The 15,636-nt window shown below is 63.4% G+C and carries 21 protein-coding genes; 9 read left to right on the forward strand and 12 right to left on the reverse strand.

Features of this window, described 5'->3' with window-relative positions; all coding sequences use genetic code 11:
* Positions 1-197: 197 nt before the first annotated feature.
* Together secB and NKG95_RS19115 are read right to left on the reverse strand one after the other, a co-directional pair.
* Positions 198-698, reverse strand: a complete 501-nt coding sequence (gene secB / locus NKG95_RS19110) for a protein-export chaperone SecB (protein WP_023718763.1) — start codon at positions 696-698, stop codon at positions 198-200.
* 113 nt (positions 699-811) lie between these two features.
* Complete coding sequence (locus tag NKG95_RS19115; RefSeq protein ID WP_353041945.1) at positions 812-1,303, reverse strand: FxsA family protein; 492 nt, start codon at positions 1,301-1,303, stop codon at positions 812-814.
* Positions 1,304-1,501: 198 nt separating this feature from the next.
* Here NKG95_RS19115 and NKG95_RS19120 point away from each other — a divergent pair, with 198 nt between their 5' ends.
* Genes NKG95_RS19120 through NKG95_RS19135 form a run of 4 tightly spaced genes read left to right on the forward strand, consistent with a single transcriptional unit; the run spans position 1,502 to position 4,279 of the window.
* A complete protein-coding gene (locus NKG95_RS19120; protein WP_023718765.1) occupies positions 1,502-2,209 on the forward strand; it encodes a Tim44/TimA family putative adaptor protein in 708 nt (235 codons plus the stop codon).
* A 23-nt stretch (positions 2,210-2,232) separates the two neighbouring features.
* Positions 2,233-3,339 (forward strand): murein transglycosylase A, encoded by a 1,107-nt coding sequence (gene mltA / locus NKG95_RS19125; protein ID WP_353041947.1) that lies wholly within the window; start codon positions 2,233-2,235, stop codon positions 3,337-3,339.
* Complete coding sequence (locus tag NKG95_RS19130; RefSeq protein ID WP_023718767.1) at positions 3,336-3,872, forward strand: Smr/MutS family protein; 537 nt, start codon at positions 3,336-3,338, stop codon at positions 3,870-3,872. The genes mltA and NKG95_RS19130 overlap by 4 nt, the downstream gene beginning before the upstream one ends.
* A 38-nt stretch (positions 3,873-3,910) precedes the next feature.
* Positions 3,911-4,279 (forward strand): helix-turn-helix domain-containing protein, encoded by a 369-nt coding sequence (locus NKG95_RS19135; protein ID WP_023718768.1) that lies wholly within the window; start codon positions 3,911-3,913, stop codon positions 4,277-4,279.
* 9 nt (positions 4,280-4,288) lie between these two features.
* On the opposite strand, the gene NKG95_RS19140 is transcribed toward NKG95_RS19135, so the two are convergent.
* The 3 genes from NKG95_RS19140 to NKG95_RS19150 all read right to left on the reverse strand — a co-directional run bounded on the left by NKG95_RS19140 (position 4,289) and on the right by NKG95_RS19150 (position 7,009).
* Positions 4,289-4,906 (reverse strand): transglutaminase-like cysteine peptidase, encoded by a 618-nt coding sequence (locus NKG95_RS19140; protein WP_353041949.1) that lies wholly within the window; start codon positions 4,904-4,906, stop codon positions 4,289-4,291.
* A gap of 212 nt (positions 4,907-5,118) precedes the next feature.
* Positions 5,119-6,396, reverse strand: coding sequence for a polyhydroxyalkanoate depolymerase (locus NKG95_RS19145; protein ID WP_352481335.1), 1,278 nt, complete (start codon positions 6,394-6,396; stop codon positions 5,119-5,121).
* A 253-nt stretch (positions 6,397-6,649) separates the two neighbouring features.
* On the reverse strand, positions 6,650-7,009 hold the full coding sequence (locus NKG95_RS19150; RefSeq protein ID WP_353041951.1) for a septal ring lytic transglycosylase RlpA family protein: 360 nt from the start codon (positions 7,007-7,009) through the stop codon (positions 6,650-6,652).
* A gap of 304 nt (positions 7,010-7,313) precedes the next feature.
* On the opposite strand from NKG95_RS19150, the gene NKG95_RS19155 reads away from it, so the two are divergent.
* A complete protein-coding gene (locus NKG95_RS19155; protein WP_023718772.1) occupies positions 7,314-7,499 on the forward strand; it encodes a hypothetical protein in 186 nt (61 codons plus the stop codon).
* Between the two features lie 59 nt (positions 7,500-7,558).
* Here NKG95_RS19155 and NKG95_RS19160 read toward each other — a convergent pair whose 3' ends face one another.
* The 4 genes from NKG95_RS19160 to tauA form a co-directional block, all read right to left on the reverse strand.
* Positions 7,559-7,747 carry a hypothetical protein gene (locus NKG95_RS19160; protein ID WP_023718773.1) on the reverse strand — a complete coding sequence of 63 codons (189 nt, stop codon included), beginning with the start codon at positions 7,745-7,747 and terminating at the stop codon, positions 7,559-7,561.
* A gap of 19 nt (positions 7,748-7,766) precedes the next feature.
* Positions 7,767-8,633, reverse strand: a complete 867-nt coding sequence (locus NKG95_RS19165) for an ABC transporter permease subunit (RefSeq protein ID WP_353041953.1) — start codon at positions 8,631-8,633, stop codon at positions 7,767-7,769.
* A complete protein-coding gene (locus NKG95_RS19170; protein WP_353041955.1) occupies positions 8,630-9,403 on the reverse strand; it encodes a taurine ABC transporter ATP-binding protein in 774 nt (257 codons plus the stop codon). Before NKG95_RS19170 ends, NKG95_RS19165 begins: the two co-directional genes overlap by 4 nt.
* 75 nt (positions 9,404-9,478) lie before the next feature.
* Complete coding sequence (gene tauA / locus NKG95_RS19175) at positions 9,479-10,492, reverse strand: taurine ABC transporter substrate-binding protein (protein WP_352481339.1); 1,014 nt, start codon at positions 10,490-10,492, stop codon at positions 9,479-9,481.
* 842 nt (positions 10,493-11,334) lie between these two features.
* Here tauA and NKG95_RS19180 point away from each other — a divergent pair.
* The 3 genes from NKG95_RS19180 to NKG95_RS19190 all read left to right on the forward strand — a co-directional run bounded on the left by NKG95_RS19180 (position 11,335) and on the right by NKG95_RS19190 (position 13,887).
* A complete protein-coding gene (locus NKG95_RS19180; RefSeq protein WP_352592220.1) occupies positions 11,335-11,787 on the forward strand; it encodes an RrF2 family transcriptional regulator in 453 nt (150 codons plus the stop codon).
* Between the two features lie 61 nt (positions 11,788-11,848).
* Positions 11,849-13,198: an FAD/NAD(P)-binding protein gene (locus NKG95_RS19185; protein ID WP_353041957.1), complete on the forward strand. Its 1,350-nt coding sequence runs from the start codon at positions 11,849-11,851 to the stop codon at positions 13,196-13,198.
* Positions 13,199-13,536: 338 nt separating this feature from the next.
* A complete protein-coding gene (locus NKG95_RS19190; protein ID WP_352481342.1) occupies positions 13,537-13,887 on the forward strand; it encodes a winged helix-turn-helix transcriptional regulator in 351 nt (116 codons plus the stop codon).
* 111 nt (positions 13,888-13,998) lie between these two features.
* On the opposite strand, the gene NKG95_RS19195 is transcribed toward NKG95_RS19190, so the two are convergent.
* Together NKG95_RS19195 and NKG95_RS19200 are read right to left on the reverse strand one after the other, a co-directional pair.
* Complete coding sequence (locus NKG95_RS19195) at positions 13,999-14,646, reverse strand: cysteine hydrolase family protein (protein WP_353041959.1); 648 nt, start codon at positions 14,644-14,646, stop codon at positions 13,999-14,001.
* Positions 14,643-14,972 carry a hypothetical protein gene (locus NKG95_RS19200; protein WP_023718782.1) on the reverse strand — a complete coding sequence of 110 codons (330 nt, stop codon included), beginning with the start codon at positions 14,970-14,972 and terminating at the stop codon, positions 14,643-14,645. The genes NKG95_RS19195 and NKG95_RS19200 overlap by 4 nt, the downstream gene beginning before the upstream one ends.
* 172 nt (positions 14,973-15,144) lie before the next feature.
* Between NKG95_RS19200 and NKG95_RS19205 the strand changes: the two genes are divergently transcribed.
* On the forward strand, positions 15,145-15,312 hold the full coding sequence (locus tag NKG95_RS19205) for a hypothetical protein (protein WP_352918735.1): 168 nt from the start codon (positions 15,145-15,147) through the stop codon (positions 15,310-15,312).
* A 113-nt stretch (positions 15,313-15,425) separates the two neighbouring features.
* On the opposite strand, the gene NKG95_RS19210 is transcribed toward NKG95_RS19205, so the two are convergent.
* Positions 15,426-15,563: a hypothetical protein gene (locus NKG95_RS19210; RefSeq protein WP_353041961.1), complete on the reverse strand. Its 138-nt coding sequence runs from the start codon at positions 15,561-15,563 to the stop codon at positions 15,426-15,428.
* Positions 15,564-15,636 lie beyond the last annotated feature (73 nt).

Consider the following 15,636-nt stretch of genomic DNA (forward strand, 5'->3'; position numbering starts at 1 on the left):
AGACGTCAAATCCCCCGCAAACAAGCGAACAACCGCCGCAACCCCGCCGCCGCAAGCTTTTGCTCATGACTGCGCAACAGGTCCCACTTAAGGGGGAGATGGCCGGAAGGCCAGAGGGGGCACTGTCCCGCCAGCGGCTCATAAAAAAACCCGGCGCAAGGCCGGGTTTCTCAAACGCTATCGAGACACAAACGCCTTCAGCTCACCTTGACCTTGGCGGCGGCCTGGTCCTCGGCCAGCTTCTGCTGGAACATCTGCGCGAAATCGATCGGGTCGAGCATCAGCGGCGGGAAGCCGCCATTGCGCGTTGCCTCGGCAATGATCTGCCTGGCGAACGGGAACAGCAGCCGCGGGCATTCGATGAACAGTATCGGCAGCATGTGCTCCTGCGGGAAGCCGCTGATGGAGAAGACGCCGCCATAGACCAGTTCGACATTGAACAGCACTTCCTGGTCGAACGACGCCTTGGCATTCAGCGTCAAATTGACGTCGAACTGCTTGTCCGAAAGCGGGTTGGCGTTGACGTTGACGTTGATGGCGATGCCGGGGGCCTTGTCGCGGCCGCGCAGCGAGTTTGGCGCGCCGGGGCTTTCGAAGGACAGGTCCTTCACATATTGCGCAAGCACGTTGAGCGAAGGCTGCTCCGCATTTCCATTACCGTTGGCTGCGCCGGTCGGGGCGTCGTCGTTGCTGGCCATAAGCTGTGATCCTTTTGCCTGGGCAGCGTTGCTGACCGGATTGAAATTCGGGCGTTCGCTATCATGGCCGGCACGACAAGACAAGTTTGCAAAAGACGCCGGTTGCCTTGCGGCTACTCGTCCTTGAGGCGGCGCCACGGAGAGTCAGGCCCGCGCGCATGGTCGTCGGCGCGCGAATAGTCGCCGTCGTCGAGATCGATGGTCTTGCCGCGTTGCCTTGCCCGCAAACCAACGCCGAAATCGGTGGCCAGCACGATGCGGCCTTTCAGCATCCGCCAGGCAAGATCGCGCACCGGTGGCAGGAACAGTAGAATGCCGAAAATATCCGAGATGAAGCCGGGGATGATCAAAAGGATCGCGGCCAGAACGATCATGGCGCCGTGCGCAAGCTGGCGGCTCGGATCGTGGCCGGCATCCATTTCGGCACGGACCCTGGCCATGACGCCAAAACCCTGGTGTCGAAGGAGCAAGGCGCCGGCGACGCTCGAGGCCAGCACCAGCCCGACCGTCGCCAGCGCGCCGATCTGGCGGCCGATAATGACGAAACCGGCTATCTCCAGCAGCGGAAGCGCAAGAACAAACAGGGGAAGCAGCGAGATACGCAAATCTTGACCGATCGTTTCGATGTTTTGCCGGCCGGCGAGCAATCGCCGCTGGCACCAGAGCTGTTAGATAGGTATGGCTGCCTTTGATTTGAATGATTGCGCCATGCGTTCTATATGCTTTGGATACTGAACGCTATGTGATCGCGGCCCTTGCTTGGCCGCTGGTCCGGCCAAAGCAGGGATTGATTGGCGCAAGATATGGGCTTCTTCGACTTCGGCACAATTTTCTTTCTGATTGCGGCGGTGGTGATCTTCTTCCAGCTGCGCAACGTGCTTGGCCGACGCACGGGCAACGAACGCCCGCCCTTCGATCCATATACGGCAGGGCGCAAGAACGACAAGGATGCCGCCCAGAAACCCGAGAACGTGGTTTCGCTGCCGCGCAAGCGGCTGGCGGGAGAGCCGGCGGCCGATGCCTATACGGCGATCGACGCCTTTGCCAAGCCCGACACAGATCTCAACCGGGGCCTGCGGGCGATCAAGGACAATGATCCGACCTTCGACCCGAAGACCTTCGTCGACGGCGCCAAGATGGCCTATGAGATGATCGTCATGGCCTACGCCGATGGCGACCGCAAAACCTTGAAGAACCTTTTGTCGCGCGAGGTCTATGACGGCTTTGTCGCGGCCATCGGCGACCGCGAGGCAAAAGCCGAAAAAATCCAGTCCTCCTTCGTCGGCATCGACAAGGCCGACATCGTTTCGGCCGAGATGAAGGGCAGCGAGGCGCACATCACGCTGCGCATTGTCAGCGAACTGATTTCAGCGACCCGCGACAAGGCCGGCGCCGTCATTGACGGCGATCCCGAGACCGTCGCCGAGGTCAAGGACGTCTGGACCTTCGCTCGTGACGCGCGCTCGCGCGATCCGAACTGGAAGCTCGTCGCCACCGAAGAAGAAGACTGAACTGGACGGCGGCGGGGGCTGTCGTGTCGCTTTCTCGAGTCTTCAGCGAAAAGTCCTTTGGCGAATTGCCGGGCTGGGACGAGGACGACCAACTCCCTGCCTTTGAGGCCTTTCGCCGCTCGGCCTTTCATGTCCTGACGAAACCCTACCGCTCCGGCGCGCTCGGCGTCGATTTCGGCGCCTTTGCCGAAGCCTATGCCGCAGCGCGCACCGTTTCGCCGGCGAATCGGTTGGAGGCCCGAAGCTTCTTCGAGCGCTACTTTGTGCCGGCCCATATAGGGGCGGAAAACGGCGGCCCAGGCCTCGTCACCGGCTTCTACGAGCCGGAGGTCGACGCCTCGCCGGTGCGCACGCGACGATTTTCGGTGCCGTTGCTAACCCGCCCGGCCGACCTTGTCGACATCGACGATGGCAATCGTCCTTCCGGCATGGATCCTTATCTTGCCTTCGCTCGTGCGGCGCCGAACGACCCGGTCGAATATTTCGACCGCGGCGAGATCGAACGCGGCGCGCTCGCTGGACAAGGCCTGGAAATCGCCTGGCTCGCCGACAAGGTCGATGCCTTCTTCATCCACGTGCAGGGCGCGGCGCGGCTCAACATGACCGACGGGGAGCTTTGCCGCGTCACCTATGCCGCCAAATCCGGCCAGCGCTTTACCGGACCGGGCACGATCCTGAGCGACGAAGGCGAGATCCCGCTGGAAAAAGTGACGATGCAGTCGATCCGTGCCTGGCTCAAGGCGCGTCCGGAGCGCGTCGACGAGATCCTTTGGCGCAACCGCTCCTACATCTTCTTCCGCGAGATGGGCGTCGACGACCCGGAGCTCGGCCCGATCGCTGCCGCCAAGGTGCCGTTGGCACCCGGCCGCTCGATCGCCGTCGACCGACTGCTGCACACGTTCGGCACGCCCTTCCATATCGATGCGCCGTCGCTGACCGCCTTCGACGGAAAACCGTTCCGGCGGCTGATGATCGCACAGGACACCGGCTCGGCGATCACCGGGCCAGCCCGCGGCGATCTGTTCGCTGGGTCAGGCGATGCGGCCGGCGAGATCGCCGGCGTTATCCGCAACGCCGCCGATTTTTATGCGCTGATCCCCCGGTCGCTGATTTCAGGAGCAGATCGATGACCCGGCGCATCGACAGGCTGAGCGAGGACGACCGGGTTCTATGGAACCTGGTGGCGCGCACGACAAAGCCGCTGAAGGGCAAGATCGCCGTCGATATTCCCAACATTGGGCCGGAGATCGACGACGCCAGGCAGGCGCCGCCGCCAGTACAGGTCGCGGGCAATGCTGCCGCAGCCGCGAAACCGAAGGCGCAGCATGTTTCCCACGCACTCGACGAACCGACGCTGGACAAGCTGTCGAAGGGCCGGCTGCCGATCGAAGGCCGCGTCGACCTGCATGGCCTGACCCAGGACGAAGCCTATTCGCTGCTGTTTTCCTTCCTGCACCGGGCGCATGCCGGCGGCATCCGCTATGTCCTGGTAATCACCGGCAAGGGCTCCTCGTCGGGCGGCGACGGCGTCTTGCGACGCGCCGTGCCGTCATGGCTGTCGACGCCCGCCTTCCGGCCCCTTGTCTCCAGCCACGACCATGCCGCCCGCAATCATGGCGGCTCGGGCGCGCTTTACGTCCGTCTGCGGCGGGCGCGCTCTTGAGGATGCGCCCATGAGGATGCGCCAATGAGGATGTGCTCGTGACCCCGTTCGGCGAAAAGCTTCGCGTGCTGCGAAACGAGCGCGGCGTCACCCAGAAGGACATGGCCAAGGCGATCGGCGTCAGCGCAGCCTATCTCTCGGCGCTCGAACACGGCCGCCGCGGTGCGCCGAGCTGGACGCTGATCCAGAAGATCATCGGCTATTTCAACATCATTTGGGACGACGCCGAGGAACTGGCGCGGTTGGCCGAAACCTCGCATCCGCGCGTCAAGCTCGACACGTCCGGCCTTAGCCCGGCGGCGACCGAGCTTGCCAATCTCCTGGCCGACAACATCGAAAAGCTCGACGAAGCCGAGCTTCGCCGCATCATTGCGTCGCTCCGCGCCGCGCTGAACCGGCCGAAATGAGTTGCTTTGTTACTGGACCGAGCCGACCAGAACCTGCTGGCCGCCGCGGATCGAGACCCAACGGCCGGTATTGTCGATCGCCTGCCGCTTGAGGAAACGATAGCCGGTCTGGTCCCAGGAACGGACCTGGTCGGTCAGATTGTCGAGGATGTAGTCGCCCTTGTCGGTGCGCACCGTCAGCACGGCGTGGCCTTCGCCATCCGGCTTGCGCACGACGGTCATCAGCAGATCGGCAAACGAGACGCCCAGCCGGTTCAGCTCACGGCGCTTTTCCAGGACATAGTCCTCGCAGTCGCCGACACCCTTGTCGGGATAGGCCCAGACCTCGTCCTTGCCGTAGATGTCGAAGTCGCTCTCAGGCTTGACGGCGGCGTTGACCTTTACCGTGACGCTGAGCAGCTTGCGCCACAGCGAGCCGGTCATGCTGGCGGGCGACAGATCCTTCGGGCGGATCGAGCATTCCGACGGGTAGGTCTTGCAGAAATCATAATGGCCGATCGGCTGCGACGTCGGACCACCTGTTATCATCGGGCTGGCTGCCGAGGCCGAACTGGCCCAACCTGCCGCCACAGTAAGTCCAGCCAGCGCGCACAGGCGTACCGTTCTCGCCATTGGTGAGGAAATCATTGTCCCCGCTTGTCCCTTGTTGTTAACGAAACGTTAAGGGGTATTTACAGTCGGTGTCAATTATGAGGATGGATTGATTTTTGCGGCATGGTTACCTGCGTGGCGCCAACGCGACTATTGTGCAACAGGTCGACCGGCCGCACGGCCCCGCCAACCGATGATTTTGGCATTGACCGACCTGATGCGGATTGACGGGCATCATCGCTGGTCGCCTATTTCTTGCCGGTCCTGACCAGCTTGGGCTTCACCGCAACACGGTTCTGGCGGCCGTAGCTGGTAATGAAATCGACGATGCGCGGCACGATTTCGGAGCGGAAGCGCGAGCCGTTGAACACACCGTAATGGCCGACCGCCGGCTGCATGTAATGGGCGTGCCTGTCGGCCGGAATGTTGATGCAGAGGTCGTGCGCCGCCTTGGTCTGGCCAAGGCCGGAGATGTCGTCGTTCTCGCCCTCGACGGTGAACAGGGCGACATTGCGGATCGCCGAAGGGTCGACCGCCACACCGCGATGCGTCATTTCGCCCTTGGGCAAGGCCTGGCGGACGAAGACGGTATCGACGGTCTGCAGGTAGAATTCCGCCGTCAGATCCATCACCGCCAGGTATTCGTCATAGAATTCGCGGTGCTTCTCGGCATTGTCGCCGTCATGCTTCACCAGGTGCATGAAGAAGTCTTTGTGGGCGATGATGTGGCGATCCAGGTTCATGCTCATGAAACCCGAAAGCTGCAGGAAACCGGGATAGACCTCGCGGCCGAAGCCCGGCACCGGCCAGGGCGCGCGCATGATGACGTTGTCGCGGAACCAGTCGATGCCCTTTTCCTGGGCCAGCAAATTGACCGCCGTCGGGTTGCGGCGCGTGTCGATCGGGCCGCCCATCAGCGTCATCGTCGAGGGCACGAAAGGATCGCCCTTGGCTTCCATCAGCGCCACCGCCGCCAGCACCGGCACCGACGGCTGGCACACCGCCATCACGTGGGTGTCGGGTCCCAGCGCATGCAGCATGTCGACAATGTAGTCGACATAGTCGTCGAGGTCGAAGCTGCCGTCGGCAAGCGGCACCATCCGGGCGTCGACCCAGTCGGTGATATGCACGTCCGCATAGGGCAGCATCGCCTCGGCCGTGCCGCGCAACAGCGTCGCATAGTGGCCCGACATCGGTGCGACGATTAACAGCTTCGGATCCGGCCGGCGCCCGGCCGGGACAGCCCGCTCGAAACGGACCAGATTGCAGAACGGCCGCGACCAGACGGTGCGTTCGCTGACCTCGACGGTTTTCCAGTCGACCACGGTCTTGGTCAGGCCGAATTGCGGCTTGCCGTAGCGGCGTGTCGTGCGTTCGAACAATTCGGCCGTTGCCGCGACCGAGCGGCCCCAGGACGTGTGTGAAACCGGATTGAGCGGATTGGAGTAGAACAGGCGCACCGCATCGGCATAGAGGCGGGCCGGCTGCAAGGCGGCATGGTTCAGTTCGTAAAGCTGGTAGAACATCGAGAACCCCGCTGCCGACTGCGATCGAAGGGCCGACGAGCAGCGCCGAGCCTTGTCTTGCGGGAGGTTAGCAACAATTTGCTGCGATGCAATACGTCAACTTGCGTGATTTATGCTCATTCTTTCGTCCAAGATGTTGGGAATCCGCCTTCAACGGCAACAGCCGGCTCAATGTGCACCTGCGAAGGCGTAGCCAAGGGTACGCCTATCGGTGCGATCGTCGGAGGAGGTGTCCGGCCTGGCGCTCTGACTGTTAGACGCGTGCCATGCAGACGGCGGTATGGCCCGAGCTGATGAAGCCGAGCTGGCTGGCGGCGCCCTTCGACAGATCGAGCACGCGGCCCCTGATAAACGGGCCGCGATCGTTGATCCGCACGACGACGCTGCGGCCATTGTTGCGGTTGGTCACCTTCAGCTTGGTGCCGAACGGCAGGCTGCGATGCGCTGCGGTCAGCGCCGACGGGTTCATGCGTTCGCCGGAAGCGGTTCTGGAATGCAGTGAGTACCAGGAGGCACGGCCGCACTGAGCGGCGGCGCCGGCAGTGGATGCGCCGACCATCAGGCCAGCCGCGATCATGGCCGCGGCAAGCGCGGTCTGGTTGCTTTTGTTCATGTGTTGGGGACTGGCTCCGTTGACAGACCCGCAGCGGTTAGAGGCGAATGAGGCAGCAAATGCGGCAATGATCTGTCGGTTCCATGACAATGTTACACGTTTGGAGTCGGTGCGAAACAATTTGTCAGAGAGTTTCCGCAGCAAGGCACAGCTTCTTTGATGATCTTCGCATCGACCTCAGCACGTCTTGCACAAGATCAGAGATTTGCATCTAAGTAGAAGTTGGCCTGACCGGGCCGCTTCTTTCGCTGTTCCATTCCGGCAGGAGCGCGGCCGATGATCGACTTGGAAAGGAGTTTTAGCAATGAGATTGATCAAAAATCTGCTGGCGTTGATTGTGCTCGCCATCGGCGTGCTGTGGTCATTGCAAGGCATCGGCCTTATCGGCGGCAGCTTCATGACCGGCCAGTCGCAATGGCTCTATGTCGGCATCGTCACCGCGCTGGTTGGCTTGGCCGGCCTGGCCTGGGCGAACCGTTCGCGCGTTTGAGCAGGCGTCGATCCTCAGGCTCCCGCCAGAGCAGCGCACAGCGGACCCGTGGCGGCCGGTCACCGCGACCAGTATTGCCAGCCCCAGTAGAAACTTTCGTCGCGCGGCGGTAAGCGGTTGCGCTCCGCGTCCAGATGCACCGGCGTCGGCGCTTTGCGTTCGTCCTCAGGCGGCTGTTTGTCTCCGGCCTTGATCAGGCGGAGCCAATGGCCGAAACGCGCAAGCAGCACAGCGGTGGAATGGGGCATCGTCACGTCTCCGATCCGGTCACTCCCGCCCCGCCCACGGGACGAGCACCCGCTCGATCCTGCGGATGATGAATTCGAGCACGAAGGCAATGGCCGCGATCACCAGTATGCCCATCACCACCACGTCGGTGACGAGGAACTGGGCGGCGGACTGGATCATGAAGCCGAGCCCGCGCGTCGCCGCCACCAGCTCGGCGGCAACCAGCGTCGACCAGCCGGCGCCAAGCGCGATGCGCAGGCCGGTCAGGATCGAGGGCAGTGCGCTGGGTAGGATCACGTGCCGGACAAGCTGCGTGCGGGTCGCGCCAAGCGCGCGTGCCGCATTGATGCGTTCCTGCGAGACGCCGCGAACACCCGATGCCGTCGACAGCGCGACCGGCGCCAGCATGGCGATGGCAATCACCAGGATCTTGGACGGCTCGCCAATGCCGAACCAGATAATGATTAGTGGCAGATAGGCCAGCGGCGGGATCGGCCGCAGCAATTCGAGCAGCGGATCGAAGATGCCGCGCCCTATGATGCTGATGCCGATAGCCAGCCCGATGGGAACGCCGACGAAAACGGCCGCGATCAGCGCTGCAAATACCCGCCACAGACTGGCGGCGATATGCTGGAGCAGCGTCGCGTCGACAAAGCCGTCACGGGCGACGACGACAAATTTGTTCCAGACTGCCACGGGCGACGGCAGGAAAACCGGCGACACCAATTGCAGGCGGGCCGACAGTGCCCACGCCGCCAGCACCACCAGAACAGTGACGGCGCTGACCGTGCGTGCCGAAGCGCGGCTGCGTCTTGGCCGCGGCCGCGACCACGGCACCGACAGCGCGTCGGCTCCGTCGTCGGCCTTGGAGCGCTGCGGCCGCTCGGTATAGGAGGTAACGGTCATGCTGCCTCTCCTTCGAAGATCGCATCGGTCAGCTCGCCGCGCGCCGCGGCGAAGGCGGGATCGGCCTTGATGCTGCGAATGGCCTCGCCGGCTGCATAGCGCCGGCTGAAGCCGGTTTCGAAACTCCGCACCACCCGCCCAGGGTCGGGAGCCAGCACAATGATGCGGGTTGCGAGCACCAGCGCTTCCTCGATGCCGTGCGTCACCATCAGCACGCCGACATTGCTTGCCGTCCACAGATCGAGCAGCGTTGTCTGCATGCGTTCCCGTGTCAGCGCATCGAGCGCGCCCAGCGGCTCGTCGAGCAGCAAGAATTGCGGCTCGGCCGCCAGCGCCCGGGCCAGGCCGACGCGCTGGCGCATGCCCCCGGAAAGCTCCCAGATGCGCTTGTCGCCGGCACCGTCGAGCTTCACCAGCGCCAGCAGCGCATCGGCGCGCCGCGCCCGTTCACTTGGCCCGACGCCGCGCAGCCTGAGCGCAAAGGCGACATTTTCCCGCGCGGTCAGCCACGGAAACAGCGCGTCGTTCTGGAACACGACGGCGCGGTCCGAGCCTGGCGCCGTGATCGGCCTGCCGCCTACCGTGGCGCTGCCGCGCACAGGCTCGACCAGGCCCGCAGCGACATTGAGCAGCGAGGTCTTGCCGCAGCCGGAGCGGCCGACCAGGACAACGAAGTCATCCTTGGCGACGTCAATCGACACGCGTTCGACGGCCGGCGCCGGCCGGCCTTCATAATGAATCGAGACTTTGTCGAGCAGGAGATGCGTCATGTGGCGTCGCCGATATTCTGAATCTGCAGGCAACGCGCGCGTCAGGGAAGGGAGGACGCGCGCATTGAGCGGTCGCTAATTCGAGGCAAGCGCCTCGCCGACATATTTCGACGACACGTATTTCGAATAATCCGGCAGCACGGCGTCGATCTTGCCCTGCTCCTTGAGGAAGGCCGACGTCGCCTCGACTGCCTTGACCGTGCCGCCACCGAGGAACTTGTCCGAGGCCTGCTCCTCGAGCGTCGGGAAGACATAGCCCCTCAGCAGTTGCGGCACGTCTTCGAGCTTGGCCCCGGTGATCCTGGCGATCTTGGCCGCTTGCGGCGAGGACACCGACCATTGATCCGGCTTGGCCAGGAATTCGGCATAGGCAGCGCCCGTCACTTTGACGAAGTCGCGCACCGCCTCCGGGTTCCTTTCGGCGAAGTCGGTGCGCACGATCCAGGCGTCGAAAGTCGGCGCGCCCCAGGCGGCGACCTGCGAGGAATCCAGCACGACCTTGCCCGACGTCTTGATCTGGCCGAGTGCCGGATCCCAGACATAGGCGGCGTCGATGTCGCCGCGCGCCCATGCCGCCGCGATCTCCGGTGGCCGCAGATTGAGAATATCGACCGACTTCGGCTCGACACCCTCATGCTTCAGCGCCGCAAGCAGGCTGTAATGCGTCGTCGAGACGAAGGGTACCGCCACCTTCTTGCCGGCAAGGTCGGCGACCTTCTCGATGCCGGCGCCGTTGCGGGCGACAAGGGCCTCGGATTCGCCGATCAGCCCGACAATGAAGATGGTCTGGATGGGAAGCTCGCGGCTCGCCGCCGCCGCCAGCGGGCTCGAGCCGACATAACCGATGTCGACCGAACCGGAAGCGACGGCGGCGATCACGTCGGCGCCGGAATCAAATTTCCGCCAGTCGATTGCCGCCTTGGTCGCGCTCTCATAGGCGCCGTCGGCCTGCGGCACCTTCGAGGGTTCGACGACCGTCTGGTAGCCGATAGTGATCTTGAGGTCCTTCGCATGGGCTGGGCCGAGAAAGCCGGCACCAGCCAGAGCCGCCGAGGACAGGAGAACGACGCGTCGCGAAATAGTGGACATGAAAGGCTCCTTGAAAAGAGAAAAATCGGATCGCTCCCTCATAGTCAGCTAAGTCTATAAGGCTTGTAGAGTTAAATCCTTCCAACCATTGCCGTCTTGTTAGAAAAAAGCCGTCAGTGGCGCGGCGCGAAGGCGGATATGGCGGCTGCAGCGGGCCTCGGCCTAAGGTCTGTTGACGGTCAGGTCAGCCGAAACAGAGACGGAATGGCGCGCACTATTGGATCTGCATTCGTTGGTCAGTATAGCGGCATCGATCCTCGGGTCTCCGCTGCGTCGCTGCTTTGAACAATGGCGCAGCACCTCAATTGCCTTCTTGGCTCCACCTCGCCTCTGGCTTCGCTGTCCGTTGGAGCGACCGGTGATTGCGCCATCAGCCGCAAACAAGAATTTTCCGTTTTGGCCCGGTCACCGGCAAATCCATGCTGCGAACGGCCGAACAATTGAAAGTGAATTTCCTGTGCTCGGGGTTAAGTCTAGTATTCTTATGGACATTGAAGGATTGGAGAGGACGATGAGCGACGCCACCCTCCTTGTTGCCGCGCGCGGCATGCTTTGGCCTTCAAATTCAGGGACAGAAGCTGCTGTCGGCCGGTCGGGACATTCCTGTCGCCGGCCAGTTTGCCGGTGTCCTATTGGCGGCGGCTCCTGTGCTCGTAGGGGCACAAGCCCCGGCCAAAATGGCCATTGCGGCTTGAAAACGAAACAAAATCAACGTTTCTTGGCTTGTATATCATGTCACTAGAATTTATCTGTAGTGACAGCTTGGACGCGGCGGGGAGGCACGCCAGGCGTTTCGCAACCGATGGCCTTGGGTCATCGCATGACAGAGAAACGTTCGGGTTATGCTCACGAAAAAAGGTAAGTACGGCCTCAAGGCGCTCGTTCATCTGGCGCGCCTGCCGGTTGGACAGCTCGCCTTCGTCAACGACATCGCCCGCGCAAACAATATTCCGAAAAAGTTCCTCGATGCCATCCTTGGCGAATTGCGCAATGCCGGTTTCGTCCAGAGCCGCAAGGGCAAGGAGGGCGGTTATCGCCTGGCGCGCCCAGCGGACGAGATCAAGGTCGGGCACGTCGTGCGCGTGCTCGACGGGCCACTTGCCCCCATTCCTTGCGCCAGCCGCACCCAGTATCAGCGCTGCGAAGATTGCAACGAGGCGACATGCCAAGTCCGACATCTGATGCTGGAGGTCCGGCAGGCCATCGCCGAGGTGCTGGACCAGCGCAGCCTCGCCGAGATGCGCGACATCGCCGGCGACGAAGACCTTTCGGTGCCGTTGAAAATCCAGGCCTGAATCAACAAAGCCTGACCCGAGAATTCCGGAACCAATGGCTCCCAAGACAATTGGTGCGCGCATGACCGGACGCGCAAATTCGATCATTCCAACTTCGATCATCATTGTTGGTGGCGGCGCCAGCGGCGTCGTGCTTGCCGCGCATCTGCTGAAGTCGCCCAATCCCGATCTCCGCGTCAGCCTGGTCGAAAAACGCCCGCATTTTGGGCAAGGCATGGCCTATTCAACGCTGCTCTCAGCCCATGTGCTGAATGTCAGCGCGTTGGGCATGAGCGCCTATGCCGACGATCCCGGCAATTTCTCGCGCTGGCTACTTGAACGCGGCCTGGCAACGCCGGACCAGGCACCGGTCTATGCGCCGCGCAGCGTCTACGCCCGCTATCTCAAGGAGCTGCTCGACGAGCTCGAGGCGCGTGAGCAGCAGACGGGCCGGCTGCGCCTGATCCGCGAGGAGAGCCTGTCGATCTCGCCGACCGCGTCCGGCGTCGAGGTGGCGCTGGCCAACGGCACCAGCGTGGTTGCGCATCTTGCCGTGCTGGCGACCGGCCATGACGAGGAGCCGGGGGCGGGGCAGGGCCACGCGATCAGGATGGGATCCGAGGCCGACAGCGCGCTCGACCCCGAAGCCCGAGTCCTGGTGCTGGGCACGGGGTTGAGCATGGTCGATGCCTTTCTGTCGCTCGAGCAGCGCGGTCATCGCGGCGCGATCGTCGCGGTGTCGCGGCGCGGCCTGCTGCCTTCGCCGCATCGCAAGGGCAATCCCATCAAGCTCGACGTTGCCGATATCCCGCTCGGCACCCAGCTTTCCTATTTCGTCGGCTGGTTCCGCGACCTGATCCGGGAAAACCAGAAGGCCGGCATCGACTGGCGCGACGTCGTCGACGGTCTGAGGCCCTTCAACCAGAAGATCTGGCAGAACTGGCCGTCCTCGGCCAAGCGCCGCTTTGTCGAGCACACCAAGGCGTGGTGGGACATCCACCGCCATCGCATGGCGCCGCAAGTCTACGCCCGCGTTACGGAGGCGGTGCAGGCCGGCCGCATCCGGCTTGTCGCCGGCCGCATCGTCGACATCGCCGCAGGCTACACCGTAGAGGTCCAGTCCCGCCACATGCAGCGCCTCGAAAGGTTCGATGTCGCCCGCATCTATGATTGCACCGGCATCGCCAGGGATATCTCGACCACCTCGAACAGCGTGGTGCGGTCGCTGGTCGACCGTGGGCTGGCACGGCCGGATCCGCTGCGGCTCGGCCTCGATGTGACCGCGGACTGCGAGGTCATCGCCGGCGATGGCACAGTATCGGCCAAGATTTTGGCGGTCGGGCCGCTGACGCGCGGCACCTTCTTCGAGATCGACGCCATTCCCGATATTCGCGTGCAGTGTGCGCGGCTAAGCAAGCGATTGCTCGGATAAGGCCCCCTTTGTCTTGACGCAATTTCGGATGCAAGACCGCCGCCGTTGGGTGAAAAGATCTCGACCGCATAACCTCGCGGTGAAGGCGAACCAGGGGTGCGGGAGCTAGCTCCGCCAGAAGCCGACCGGCCAGCCCGTGGTGGTCGAGACAGCCGGGTTGGCGATGACGATCGCCACACGTTTCGGCTGTTGCGCGTTGATCGGATTGGCGTCGCGTACGCTCATCTTCGTTCTCCTCCATGGATTTTGTGGCCGGCGAGGCCGTGAGCCGCGACCCCTGGCCAGATGACCGGGCGAATTCTGCTTCCGTCGTCACCATGCCTTGCCTACCATGGCGCATGACCCAACGCGGAAGACTCTACGGCTGCCCGGTCGAGTTCGCGCTCGACGCGCTCGGCGGCAAATGGAAGACGGTGATCCTGGCGCACGTCAAGGAACAGCCGATGCGCTATTCCGACCTGCGCCGGCTGATCCCCTCGCTCTCGGACAAGATGCTGACGCAGCGCCTGGCCGAGCTTGTCGAGATCGGCTTCGTCACGCTCGAGATGTCGCCCGACGGCAAGGGGCGCTACGCCTTGACCGGGCGCGGTGAAGATCTCGCCGCCGCGCTCCAGGCGCTCTACGACTGGGGAAGCGTGCATGGCCGCGCCGAGGGCGTGCGTTTTCGCACCGATAGCGCAGCCACCTAGATCAATTCCGGGAAGCGCGGAGCGGTTTTCTGTCCGCAATTGCGAGACAAAGCGATGGAGCGGTTCGACGTTTGCGTGAAAGGGTGGATCGCTCTAGCAAGCCGACTGTCCTCAACCCGGTCCGGCAAGCGCGCTGCAGAAGCTGGCGACATCGGTAACAACGGCTTCGCCGAGGAAGCGTAGCGTCGCCATCGAGCGGTCGCGCGCCTCGCGGTTGCCGAAGCCACAGGCATCCTCGATGACCACGGCGACAAAGCCATTGTCGGTCGCCTGGCGAACGGTTGGCTCGATGCCGATCTCCATGGCGATGCCTGCGAGCGCTATCGTGCGCACGCCGCAATCGCGCAAGGCAAAGCCGAACGCGGTGGAATCGAAGGCCGACATCGTGAGCTTGTCGAACACCGCCTCGTCATCGCGGGGTTCCAGCTCGGGCACGATCCGCGTCGCTTCGGCGTCGCGCGGGAACCACGGCTCAACTGTGTCGGGGCTGTCGCGCCGCTGCCAGGCCATGGCGGTGCGCAGCTGCGTCGCGCCCATCCATTTGCGCGGCAGCGACAGATGGCGCGTGAACGCCACCCGCATTCCGGCCACGCGCGCCGCTTCCAGCACCGTGCCGGTGCGCTCGACGATGGTGGCGGCGCCGGCCACCTGGCGGCAGATGCCGACCTGCATGTCGTAGACCACCAGCGCCGTGCGGCGCGGATCGCACCACTCAGCCAGGCTGGCCGGGATTTCGATCCCGTCGCGCGACCGGATCATGCCGCCGTCCGGTCCCACGGCTTGGCGATGTCGACGGTCGGGTCGAACAGGAATTCCAGCGGCAATGGCGCGTCGAAGGCGATGAAGTGCCATTCCAGCAGCCCGGCCTTGGACAGCGGGAAGTCCTCGGTGTAGCGCCGCGCTTCCGCGACGCTGTCGAGCTCGAAGACGATGATGACGCCGCCAATATCGCCGCGCGCATAATTCTCGCGCACGATCCCCGCCTTCCAGAGCCGCCAGACGTTCGACACTTCGTCGCGCAAATAAGGCCGCAGGTCGTCGAGCGTGACGCCGGGCTTGAAATTGTCATAGGCAAGAATCTTCATCGGCCATTCCTTGCATTGCTGTTCGACCAGCGCCGGGTAGCATGGCGGAATCAGCGGCGGCAACGAACGAGATGGTGCGTTGAAACGGCCGCACGATTGCCGTTCTGTGCCGTGCGACCCTACGGACGGCCAGGCGGCCGCGGTATAGTTTTCGCTGAGGAGGAAAAGTGCAGTGACCATCGAAAGGCTGAACCCCGAGGGCATGCACAGCAACCCGGCCTATTCGCAAGGCGTGTCGCTGCCGGCATCCGCGCGCATCGTGCTGGTCGGCGGCCAGCATGGGGTCGACGCGCAAGGCCGGATCGTCGCCAGGGACGATCTCGCTGCGCAGACCGCTTAGGCGCTTGCCAACCTGGCAAAGGTGCTCGAAGCCGGTGGGGCAAAGCCTGAAGACCTTGTCAGCCTCTCGGTCCATATCGCCGGCGACCTGGACATAGGGCCGGCATTCGGCGCCTAGATCGCCTTCGGGGCAAATCGTGGCGCGCCGCCGATCATCAAGGTGCTGCGCGTCGCCGGGCTCGGCAATCCGGATTTTCTGATCGAGATCGAAGCCCAGGCGGCGATCGCCTGAGCCCTAAACAGGTTCTGCAAATCTTTTGCCCTGCCTGGAGGCCGGCGAAGCTTTCGCGAAATTCCATTCCCCTGCTGGCGGCCGGATTGGCAC

Origin of the sequence: Mesorhizobium sp. M1423, from assembly GCF_040317575.1 — a bacterium.
GTDB lineage: Bacteria > Pseudomonadota > Alphaproteobacteria > Rhizobiales > Rhizobiaceae > Mesorhizobium.